Source organism: Nonomuraea sp. NPDC050733 (assembly GCF_040654215.1).
GTDB lineage: Bacteria > Actinomycetota > Actinomycetes > Streptosporangiales > Streptosporangiaceae > Nonomuraea.
In genome coordinates, this window is sequence record NZ_JBFAHO010000061.1 from 21373 (window position 1) to 31966 (window position 10594).

Below are 10594 nucleotides of genomic sequence, written 5' to 3' on the forward strand. Positions count from 1 at the left end.
CGCTGCTGGAGTGGCCGCCGCCACGTGCTGTGGGGGGCCGCGTGTTCGGCCTGGTTGCGCAGGTCCTGCGGGTTAGGTCGTGGCCCACTGGCCGTTCTCCTCCCTGGTGGGTGTGCGGCCGAGGTCGAGGTCTCCCACGGCACGGGCGATGACGCGTACAGCGTTGCCGGGCAGGTAATTGACGTGGATCTCGTCGACGTGGACGATCTCGACGCTCTGCGGCACCGCTCCGGCGGATATGGCCAGATCCACCGCCTCGACCCTGGCCTGGTCCAGGACGTCGTCGCGAGTGTGCTGAGGGCTGGTGACGAACAGTCGGTCAACCTCGCCGCCGATCTGGCCAATGGCCGCGCCGATGGCGTTGGCGACGCCGTGGTGCTCGGGGATGCGCACCTCGGGCACGCCGGGCAGCGTAGGCGGCATGAGGACGCTGCCGCCGCCGACGATGACGACGGGCAGCGGCTCGGCGGTCAAGCGCATCTGGTCGACCAGGGCGGAGACTCGGTCGGCCATCCACGCGGTGCCGCGACGGACTAGGTCGCGGTCCAGGTGGCGGACCAGCGCGGGGTCGCCGAGGTCGGCCAGGCCGGCGGCCACGGCCAGATCGGTGGCGGTCAGCGTGCTCCCGCCGAAGACCAGCGCCTCCTCGGTCAGCCGGTAGCCGACCGAGTCGGGGCCGACCTGCAGGGTGGGCTGGCGGATGACGCGGCTGCCGCCGCCCAAACCGATGGAGACCACGTCCGGCATGCGGAAGTTGGTCCGCACGCCGGCGATGTCCACATCGGTGCTGGCCTGACGCGGGTAGCCGCCGGCGAGCACGCCGACGTCGGCGGTGGTGCCGCCGATGTCGACCACGGCAGCGTCGGTGAGGCCAGCCAGGAAGGCGGCACCGCGCATGCTGTTGGTCGGCCCGGAGGCGAAGGTACGCACCGGGTAGCGACGGGTGTATTCGGCGTCCATGAGAGTGCCGTCGTTCTGCGACAGGAACAGCGGGGCGCGCACCCCGACGGCCTGCAGCGCGCCGGTGAAGGCGTCGACGATCTCGTCGGCCAGATCGAGCAGGCAGGCGTTGATGATGGTGGCGTTCTCCCGCTCCAGCATGCGGATGCGGCCGATCTGGTGGGACAGGCTGACGCGAAGGTGCGGCAGTTCGGCCCGCAGGATGTCGGCCGCGGCAAGCTCAGCCTCGGCGGTGACAGGAGAGAAGACCGAGCTGATCGCCACCGTGGTGATGTCTTGCGCGGCCAGGTCGGCAGCCACGCGTTTGAGCTCGTCAGGGTCGAGCGGAGAGATGGGGCGGCCGTCGAATTCGTGGCCGCCATGACATAAGTGCACGGCTGGGCGGATGGCCTCGACGAGTTCAGGGGGCCAGGCGGAGGCGGGTGGCAGGGCAGCCGTGGCCGGCAGCGCCAGCCGTACGACGCCGGTGCGCGCCAGGCGTCGGCGGGTAACCAGCGCATTGGTGAAGTGGGTGGTGCCGATCATGACGGCGGACACCAGGCTTCGATCAAGTCTGCTGCGTTCCAATAGCCCCGTCAGCGCGTTGACGATGCCATGGGTGCGATCGGCTGTCGTCGCGGTTTTTACCTCAGCCACAACAGTCATGGCGTGGTCGAGAAGGACGGCGTCGGTGTGGGTGCCGCCCACGTCGATCCCTATACGCAAGGCAGTGTGCTCCTGTCTCCGGGTGAGGATGCGGTCGGGATGGTCCCGAGTCCGGGAAGGGGAAGGGAAGTGATGGTGAAGCCCTGAGGACGTGCCCGTACTCACCGGGCGCCGGCACACCCGGGGCAGCAAGCGAAGTTCATGATGTCGGCGTGCGAGCTGCGCCGGTCAGCCCGGCCTTGCCCACGAGGATGTAGAGCACGAACGCTGCCAACAGGGCGTTGAGGGCGGGGATGCCCCAGGTGACGAAGTGGCCGACCAGCGCCGCGGCCACCCACACCACCAGCGACGCCGGGATCCAGCCGGGTGCCCGCGCAGGCAACTCGCCGCGCTCGCGGGAGGCTTCGAGCTCGGCCCCCCAGGAGCGCACCACGAAGTACTCGGCGACCATGATGCCGGCGATCGGCGGGATGGCCACGCCCAGCACGATGAGGAAGTCCACCAGGTGGTCGGCCATGCCGAGGGCGGCCAGCGCGGTGCCGACGACGCCGAGTGCCACGGTGATGGTGGCGCGGCCGGCGCGCAGGCCGAAGGCGGTGTGCAGGGTGTTGGTCACACCGAGGCTGGCGGCGTACAGGTTCCAGTCGTTGACCTTGGCGGTGGCGGTGATGAGGACCAGGACGCCGAGGGTGCCGGAGGTGGTGGTGACGATGGTGACGACATCGCCGGTGCGCAGGGCATGCGCGAGCAGGACGCCGATCAGGGCGAGCACGTACTCGCCGAGGGAGATGCCGATGACGGTCTGCTTGACGACGTCGGCGGCGCTGCGGTTGAAGCGGCACATGTCGGGCGAGATCACGGCGCCGACAATGAAGCCGCCAGCGACCAATGTGGCCCCCTGGGCCAGGCTCATCGCCGGCCCGGCCGGGGCGGAGGTGATCAGTTCGCCGATGGGCCGCTGGGCGAGTTCGGCAGCGATCGCCCAGCCGGCCAGCGCCAGGAAGGCTGGGACGGTGATCCATGCTGTCCAGGCCATGCCGGCGAAGCCGTGCACGACGATTGCGGTGATGGCCAGGCCGCCGACAATCGCCCAGATCCAGGCGGGTGAGCCGCCGAGTAGGGAGGAGACGCCCTGGGCAAGCACAGCGGTCTGCACGCCGAACCAGCCGAGCAGGCAGACGGCGATGACCAGGCCAACCAGGCCGGAGCCGTACCTGCCGAAGCCGGCCCAACGGGCCAACAGGCTGGTGGACAGGCCCTCGCGCATGCCGGCGATCCCGAGCGCGATGGCGACCACCTCGAGGATGACCGACCCGAGGGTGACGGCCAGGACGGCTTGCCAGAAGGTCATGCCCATGCCAAGGGTCGCGCCAAGGAGGAACTGCGACAGAGCCGACAGCAGGCCGAAACGCTGCACCGCGATGGTGGTCCAGCCGTAGCGAGCGGAAGCCGGGACGCGCTCGAGAGCGTAGTCATCTCGGGCGAGGCCTGCGCCGGAGGGTAAGGCGGTGACGGTGGGGGGTTGCGACACGTTGCGTCCCTTTCCCGGTGATGTGCCAGTTGACAGTGCGACGTTAGAGATAAAGGGGAGTACACGAGAAGAGGCGGATTGCACACGATCACCACCCCAAAGTGCATTATGCACAGAAGCGAAGGCGCCAAGTCGCTAGCGCCGGCAAATCCCGCCAGAGCGCGGCCCCGTTCGCCATACCCTGCCCGACCTGGGGATAGACCGATCCAGCCGGGCGAGACAGTCGGTGCTCACCGCCGCATCTTTGCTGATTCACCCGCACCGCCGACCCATCATCGGGAACGACTCCCTACCGAAATGCCGTCGCCGAGTGCGAGATGCCCAGCCCAGCAGCCATTACGGGCGAAATGGCCATTTCTCCTCAGCCGCGCCTGCGGCATAGTCACCACCCCAGCCCAACTCGTGGTTGGCCTCGGTCGCACTGGCGGAAAGGAGCGATAGTTCGTGAAGTACACCTCGTCTGCGTCAGACAAGCACGGGAGCACCCGAAGGTGGTGGGCCCTCCGGCCAGCAGGTGGGATAGAACCGCCGCTGTCAGTACGCAGATCGCTGGAAGTCGGTGAGAGTCAGCAGCCGCAGGGGGGCGCCATGGGCGCGTGGCTGAACGACACCACCCGGCTGGCGAACACACCGCTCGCTCAACGCTGGTGGCGCGAATGGGATGCTCACGATCCCCGTAAGCCGGCCGCCGACCCAGAATCCGCAGGACTCTGGCGGATGGATGACGCAGTGATGCACGGCATCCAAGTGTGCTGCTGAGGAACCCCCACCCCATTCGTCTGCTGCCCCAGGAAGGTGCTGGCTATGAGCTTTCGCTGGCTGACCGCTCACGAAGGGAACCTCGCGGCGCCCACAACAGCCTTCGTCGGCCGCGCCGAGGTGTGCGCGCGCATGGCCCGCGCCATTGGTCAAACACGGCTGGTCACAGCGTGTGGCGGCGGAGGAATGGGCAAGACTCGGATCGCGCTGCACGTCGCACGTCAACTGCGAGCCGATTTCCCTGACGGCGTGTGGATGGTGGAGCTGTCCGGACTAGAGGATCCCGACGTCCTGCCCAGCGCGGTAATCAATGCTTTCGGACTAGCGGATGTGTCGGCCCGTGATGAGGCCGAGGTGCTGGGCGAACACCTCGCCAACCGGCACCTGCTGCTGATCCTGGACACCTGTGAGCGCCTTCCGCAGCCAATCGGTACGCTGATCTCCGCTCTCCTGCGTGCGGCGCCGATGCTGCACGTTCTCACCACCAGCAGGGTGCCTCTGGGCCTGGAAGATGAATACGTCATTCACGTCGGCCCGATGCAGGTCACGGATGCAGATGCCCCGGATATGGCCGGCGAGACGGTAGAGGGATTAGAGCTCTTCTTCCGCCGGGCGCGCCAGGCGGCTCAATTCGAGGCGCACCCCCATCACCTAGCCCTGGCCCAAGAGGTATGCCAAAAGCTGGAGGGAATCCCCCTGGCCCTGGAGTTGGCTGCCGCTGGCCTAAGACACCTCTCGCTCGCGCAGATCCTGGAACAGATCAACGAGACGCGTGCCCTGCACGCAAACGCGACCCTCGAGGGTCTCCCCCAGCGGCATCGCACGTTGTATGCGGCCATCGGCTGGAGTCACCAGCTGTGCGAACCCACCGAGAGACTCCTGTGGGCACGGCTGTCGGTGTTCGCTGGCGACTTCGATGAGGACGCGGTGCAGCAGGTGTGCAGCGATGCTCAAATCACCGACACGCCGGCCCTTCTTGATTCATTGGTCCGCAAGTCGATCCTCACCCGCGACGACGCCCACAACCGGCGCTACCGCATGTTGGACACCTTGCGCGAATACGGCGCGATGTGGCTGGCCGAACTCGGCGAGACAGAACGCCTGCGCCGCCGCCACCGCGACCACTACCTGACATTGGCCCGCTGCGGTGAAGCTGCCTGGTCCGGCAGCGGACAGGTGCACTGGTACCTGCGAATGCGCGACGAACTGCCGAACATTCGCGCGGCGCTCGAGTGGAGTCTCAGCCACCCGGAGGAAATCCACCACGGCCTGGAACTGGCCGGAGCGCTGTGGTTCCTCTGGGTAGCCTGCGGCTTTAGCGCCGAAGGACGTCATCACCTTCGACGAGCCCTGACCATCAACACCACGCCCTCCACAACACGCTGCAAGGCGCTATGGATGGAGGCTTACCTAGCCAACGCCCAGGGCGACCTGACCAGGGCCACCTCGACCGCCACCACCTGTCGGGATGAGGCCATCGCCATTGGGTACCCCGAGGGGGTCGTGGTCGCCACCAAAATGCTGGGGACGGCCGCCTTCCTCGGCGGCGATCTCCAAGGGGCAGGCCGATACCTCGGCCAGGCGCTGGAATACCTGCGCGGCGATCCCACCTACCTCAACCCCGGCCTCCTGCCTGCCATCGTGGAACTAGCCCTCGTGATCATCATGCAAGGACAGCCGCAGCAGGCGCTGGGGCTGCTGAGCGAGTGCTTGGAGCACTGCCACGCCAACGGCGAGTTGTGGCTGCGCTCCTATGCCTTGTACGTCCAGGCCCTAGCCTTCCGAGCCCTTGATCGGATCCAGGACGCGATCACGTCTCTGCACGCGTCCTTGAAGATCAAACGTCATTTCCACGATGTCCTCGGCATTGTGTTGTGCTTGGAAGCCTTGTCCCAGCTCGTCGTGCGGGCCGGCTACCCCGCGTCGGCGGCCGCGGTGCTGCAGGGGGCAGCAGAGGTGTCGTGGCGGGAGTACGGGCTTCCCATGATGGGATCACCCCGCTTCGCTGACGAGCACGCACAGTGCGCTCAGCAGGTCCAGGAGATGATCGGCGAGCAGCGCTACAAGCAAGCCTTCGCCCACGGCCTTTCCCTAAGCCTGCCGGACGCGATCGGCTTTGCCCTCGGCGAAGGCGGTGCTCCGGGCCTGGCCATGGACGTGCTGGACCTCATCGCGGCGGGCAGCTGACGCCCTACTCCTGTACTGCCGTCGCCAGATATCGGGAGCTGCGCAGCGAGTAGGCCACCGAACCGCTAATCCAGCTTTGCAAGCCGCGTACGAAAGCGATGACGTTCTCCTGCCGGCGAGCGATGAGCAGCTCCCCCAGCGCCGCGACCTGGCCCACGGCCTCCTCACGCATCTCGACGATCCGCTCAACCGCCTGGGGAACTGACAGGCTCGCGTGCGTGGTCAGCACCATGACTAGGTTGTTGAGCCCATTGCTCGACAGCCGCTCCTTCGGCCAGCTGATCAAGTCGTTGTCCCAGACGACCACATCGCCCGCATGACGGCAGATAGCACGCACCTGAGGATCGGCCCAGAGCTCAGCCGTGAGCGGCTGCTCGGCCACAACGTCAATCAGCGCGTAGACCGTGTACATCGCGCCGGTGAATCGCCGCATCGTCACATAGGCATCCAACGCAGGAACCTGATGACCGGAGCGGTTGGCCTTCTCCCACGTCTGCGCGAACAGGTACTCTCCTGTCGCTGCCGTCCATCGGTGAAGCTGGTCGGCGTTGACCTGGGCGGCGATGCGGGCGCGAATGTCGGCCAGAGCTCGCCCGAAACCTGTAGTACCGGCATGAAGCCCGGCCAGGACTCGGCGTAGCTCCGGAATCATGCCCACGGCCGCCGTGCTGGCATCGTCTTCTTCGTAGATCACGTCGTCGATAGCGAACAACCAGCCGCACCAATCGCTGGCCAGTTGCAGGAGAGGCTGGCGTGCATAGGGGTAGACACGCGCGGCGAGCTGGCCATAGGCCGCCCGATCGAAGTGACGTAGCTGCTGCGGGGTGAGAACACCGAAGCGGCGGATCCACTCTTGGGTACCCGACTGCACCGCATCCGCATGAGGGCTGACCTGGAGAGGAAATGGGCAGGTAAGCGAGGGCAGAGTGAGCAGCGTGACATCGTCATGAGTCGTCACCTAGCCTCCTTCATCACCCCGCACAACACCCTGCCTGCGGCGCAGCAGAAGGGGCGGGCAGTGTTTCTGAGATCGATTCAAGAACCCAGATGATCTATTGTCAACTAGTTGACAATAGATCATCTGGGCGCAAGTCTTGGGAACGCAAGGATCCCAAATGTCCCAATCTCCTCGGGGTGCACTATGAGCACGCACATTCGGGGTGCTCCTACGCATCCATGCACAACGCCGTACTGCCTCTCTACGGGGCCGGTGCCGATCACAATTCGCGTCATCATGTGTGGTCGGCCATGGAGTTCGCCCAACGGTGCTTGGCCACAGCACCCCCTGCGGCCGCTCCAGCCACGGCCAGCAAGAGCACGGAGAGCGGACATGACGCAGACGGCTCACCGCGCGGATCGATGCCCAGACGCCGATTCACCACCACGCCGGCCCAGTACGCGAACGAGGCAATCCCCCATGATCTCTCCGACATCGACCTACCGCAGGGCCCATCGATCACGATGCACCACTCCAGGAACCGAACGAGCCGTTCAAGACCTCCTGCGGCTCGACCCCGAACGACCTCGGCTTGAGCGGATCGTGGACGCCGCACTCGGCGGCAAGAACAACTTCACCGCGGACCGGGACCGACTCATCGATCTCATGGACATCGCCGGCGTGCCCGCCCTTCACGCCCTGCAAGCCATCCCCTGCTACTACCAACGCGTCATCGCCGAGCTCTCCCAGCTAGGGATCGACCAGTTCGTCATCATCGGCACTGGAGTTCCCACCGGACTGCCTCCCGGCCAGCAGCTGCACGACATCGCCCGTGAGAGCGCGCCGAGCACCCGTGTCGTCTACATCGAGACCGACCCGCTGGTGCTGGCCACCGCCCGGGCCACCGTCGAACCCTCCACTGACTTGATCCGCCTCCTGAATGGCGACGCCCGCCAGCCAGACCTCGTGCTGGCCGATCCGGTGCTGAACACCTTCATCGACTGGCGTCAGCCTGTTGGGCTCATCCTCGGCAACCTCCACGAGCTGGAGGACGATGAAGCCCTGCACACCCTTACGCGACTTCGCCGCCTGATGTGCCCCGGCAGCTACCTGACCATCCTGCAGGTCACCCTCGACCAGCTGCACCCTTGGGGATGCGCCACAGGCCACGAACTGATCGAGGTCGTCGCCGGCATCCGCAGCCCGCGCCACTGCCACGAGCTCACCCCCTTGCTAACCGGCTTGGACTTGCTGGAGCCCGGCATCGTGCCGATCTCACACTGGCGCCCCACCATCACCCCATCGGTGCCCTGGGAACCGCACATCGCCGGCGTGTACGGAGCGGTAGCGCGGCTGCCATACCGCTGGGCCAGTTATACGGAGGATGACAGCGACCGTCCTGCGGTCACCCACCATTGGCAGGACCCGAACCAGTCATGAGGATCGTTCCTGGGCCTTGATCAGAGGAGTGAAGGGGCTGGCCGCCGAGGCTTCACTCCTCCGATCAGGGCCCAGGCACTGCCTTCCAGGTACCGCAACCATCACGATCACAGGGAGACATCCACGTGAGCCACGATGCGGGCATCCTGTTCTTCCTGCTGACCAGCCCGAGCCCCGCACCAGCGGAGCTCGACACGCAAGGGCTGGCGGACTTTCTGCGCGGGTTCTTCGGACCTCTGTTCCTCGTGACGGTCTCCGTGGTGGCGTTGTTCTTCCTCTTCACCAAGGAGATCACGCGGTTCGTGCAGTTCGTCGTTGTGGCCGTGGTCATCGGAGTGATCTTCTACGTCCCCAACATTATTGAGACCCTCGCGCGAGGGGTGGCGTCAGCACTTGGCGTAAGTTGATCAACCTCGGGCGCGGCCCGAGCGCCAGCTCGGTGCGGCGCATCCGAACGAGCGATGTGTCCAGTGGAAGCGGGGCCGGCCGTAACGCCGACGGGCGTTCGTGTTTTCAAGGTCGTTTGAGGGCCTACGAGTCAGCGATCGCGTTGTTCTGCTCTGCGGGCGGCGAGCTGGTCGTTGAGTGCTTCCTCCATGCTGGTCAAGCGCGTTTGGACTTCGCCGAACTGTTCGTCCAGGCGTGCTCGCAGCTGTTCCAGCGCGGTGGTGGGTGGCGGGGCCGGGTGGACATGCATGGTGGGTTGGCGGCGCATGCCTCGCAAGGCGAACACCGACAGCACGCCCCAGTACAGGACGGAAGTGCCCGCGGCGAGCATGCGCCCGCTGGCGGGGCTGGCGCTGTAGACCATGGCGACGGTGCCGGCGCCGTACAGGAGCCAGGCCAAGCGGGCGCTCCAGGAGGAGCCCGTCAGCCAGCAGAGCAGCCACAGGATCGGTCCGGTCACCGCCCAGGCCGACCAGATGACCTCCGCTCCCGTCGGCAGGCCAGCGGCGTGGGCAGTGATGTAGGCATGGACTGGCGTGGTGACGACCGCGGTCAGGTGCCAGTCGGCGACCCGTTCCAGTGTCCAGGTCCCGCCGGTGATCAGGCCGTTGGCGACACCCTGAATGAGGGCGCCGAGCACCGTGACAGCCAGCCACATCAGCACGGCCGCCAGGAGAAGCACGGCCGCGACGCAGACGACCAGGATCGAGTACTTGGCGATCTCAGCCTCGCGTGGATCATCAGCGAACCGCTCTCGCGCCCACTCCTGGAGGCGTTGGTAGCGGTCAGCGATCCAATTGGCCACTTCAACCATGCGGAGATCTCCTTCACCGAAGGTGGGGGGTGCGGGGTATCCCCCGATGGTCTCCCGCACGCAAGCGCGCTGCCATGCCAATGCACGGACTCGCCATGAGCGTGACCGCTTTCGCCTTTATGCCGGGGCCGGAGCTGCCGATCGGGCCGGAACGGCGTGCTGATGCCCGTCTCGGAAACGGTCGTTCCGGGACGGGGTGACGCTGTCCGCCCGCTGATCGTGTTTTTGCACCGCCGCGACCGGCCCAAGCTGGCCGCCACCGTGGCGTCCCTCAAGACCGGCAACACGCTGATCATCACCAAGCCTGACCGATCGCCCGCAGCATAAAGGAGCTGCTGGTCTTTCTCGAAGACGAGCTCGCCCCGCGCGGGATCAACCTGCACATCCTGTCCGGCATCTGCGCCGGCCGACATCGTCCGCAACGAGCTCGGCGTCGACGCCGGCGAAGCCGAGGCGATCGCGGCCGCCGTCGAGCAAGCCGTGAAGCCGCACAACCTGGCCGACTGGCAGGGCCACGTCCGCGAACAGGCCGACCGCCGCCACGCCGGCCAGGCCGCCGACAACCGCCGCACCGCCCCACCCTGCCCACACGGCGAACCCGGCGGCGAACCAGATCAACCCGCACTCCGGCCAGCCCTGGTGCGCGCTGTGCCCGCCGCGGCGTGCCACCCGACCACCTCGACCTGGCCGCCACCGGCACCACAGCGTCATGACCGCCCGCCTCATCCCCGGTCGAAAAACAGGAACCACCGCAGGTCGGCGACTTTCGCGAGGCATCATGCGCGCACGCGCGCGCCTGCACCGAGGGCCATGCACGCGTGCACATGCACGATCCGGGAGTTTTGGGAGCCGTCATCGCGCAGGCGCGCGAGGC

General features: G+C 66.7%; 9 protein-coding genes. 4 read left to right on the forward strand and 5 right to left on the reverse strand.

All coding sequences use genetic code 11. The features are described from left to right. Positions 1 to 72: 72 nt before the first annotated feature. The gene (locus AB0H64_RS42580) at positions 73 to 1665 is read right to left on the reverse strand and encodes a hydantoinase/oxoprolinase family protein (protein WP_357637018.1); all 1593 of its coding nucleotides are present in this window, start codon (positions 1663 to 1665) and stop codon (positions 73 to 75) included. A gap of 139 nt (positions 1666 to 1804) precedes the next feature. Beyond that, positions 1805 to 3220, reverse strand: a complete 1416-nt coding sequence (locus AB0H64_RS42585) for a cytosine permease (protein ID WP_357637000.1) — start codon at positions 3218 to 3220, stop codon at positions 1805 to 1807. A gap of 720 nt (positions 3221 to 3940) precedes the next feature. Between AB0H64_RS42585 and AB0H64_RS42590 the strand changes: the two genes are divergently transcribed. After that, positions 3941 to 6082 (forward strand): ATPase, encoded by a 2142-nt coding sequence (locus AB0H64_RS42590; protein WP_357637002.1) that lies wholly within the window; start codon positions 3941 to 3943, stop codon positions 6080 to 6082. A gap of 4 nt (positions 6083 to 6086) precedes the next feature. Here AB0H64_RS42590 and AB0H64_RS42595 read toward each other — a convergent pair whose 3' ends face one another. After that, complete coding sequence (locus AB0H64_RS42595; RefSeq protein WP_357637005.1) at positions 6087 to 7040, reverse strand: hypothetical protein; 954 nt, start codon at positions 7038 to 7040, stop codon at positions 6087 to 6089. Between the two features lie 459 nt (positions 7041 to 7499). Between AB0H64_RS42595 and AB0H64_RS42600 the strand changes: the two genes are divergently transcribed. Continuing rightward, on the forward strand, positions 7500 to 8459 hold the full coding sequence (locus AB0H64_RS42600) for an SAM-dependent methyltransferase (protein WP_357637008.1): 960 nt from the start codon (positions 7500 to 7502) through the stop codon (positions 8457 to 8459). 143 nt (positions 8460 to 8602) lie between these two features. Further along, the gene (locus AB0H64_RS42605; RefSeq protein WP_357637021.1) at positions 8603 to 8866 is read left to right on the forward strand and encodes a hypothetical protein; all 264 of its coding nucleotides are present in this window, start codon (positions 8603 to 8605) and stop codon (positions 8864 to 8866) included. Between the two features lie 131 nt (positions 8867 to 8997). On the opposite strand, the gene AB0H64_RS42610 is transcribed toward AB0H64_RS42605, so the two are convergent. Then, the gene (locus tag AB0H64_RS42610) at positions 8998 to 9720 is read right to left on the reverse strand and encodes a hypothetical protein (protein WP_357637011.1); all 723 of its coding nucleotides are present in this window, start codon (positions 9718 to 9720) and stop codon (positions 8998 to 9000) included. A gap of 156 nt (positions 9721 to 9876) precedes the next feature. Here AB0H64_RS42610 and AB0H64_RS42615 point away from each other — a divergent pair, with 156 nt between their 5' ends. Next, a complete protein-coding gene (locus AB0H64_RS42615) occupies positions 9877 to 10047 on the forward strand; it encodes a hypothetical protein (RefSeq protein ID WP_357637013.1) in 171 nt (56 codons plus the stop codon). 45 nt (positions 10048 to 10092) lie between these two features. Here AB0H64_RS42615 and AB0H64_RS42620 read toward each other — a convergent pair whose 3' ends face one another. Continuing rightward, positions 10093 to 10338 (reverse strand): hypothetical protein, encoded by a 246-nt coding sequence (locus tag AB0H64_RS42620; RefSeq protein ID WP_357637015.1) that lies wholly within the window; start codon positions 10336 to 10338, stop codon positions 10093 to 10095. Positions 10339 to 10594: the final 256 nt, after the last annotated feature.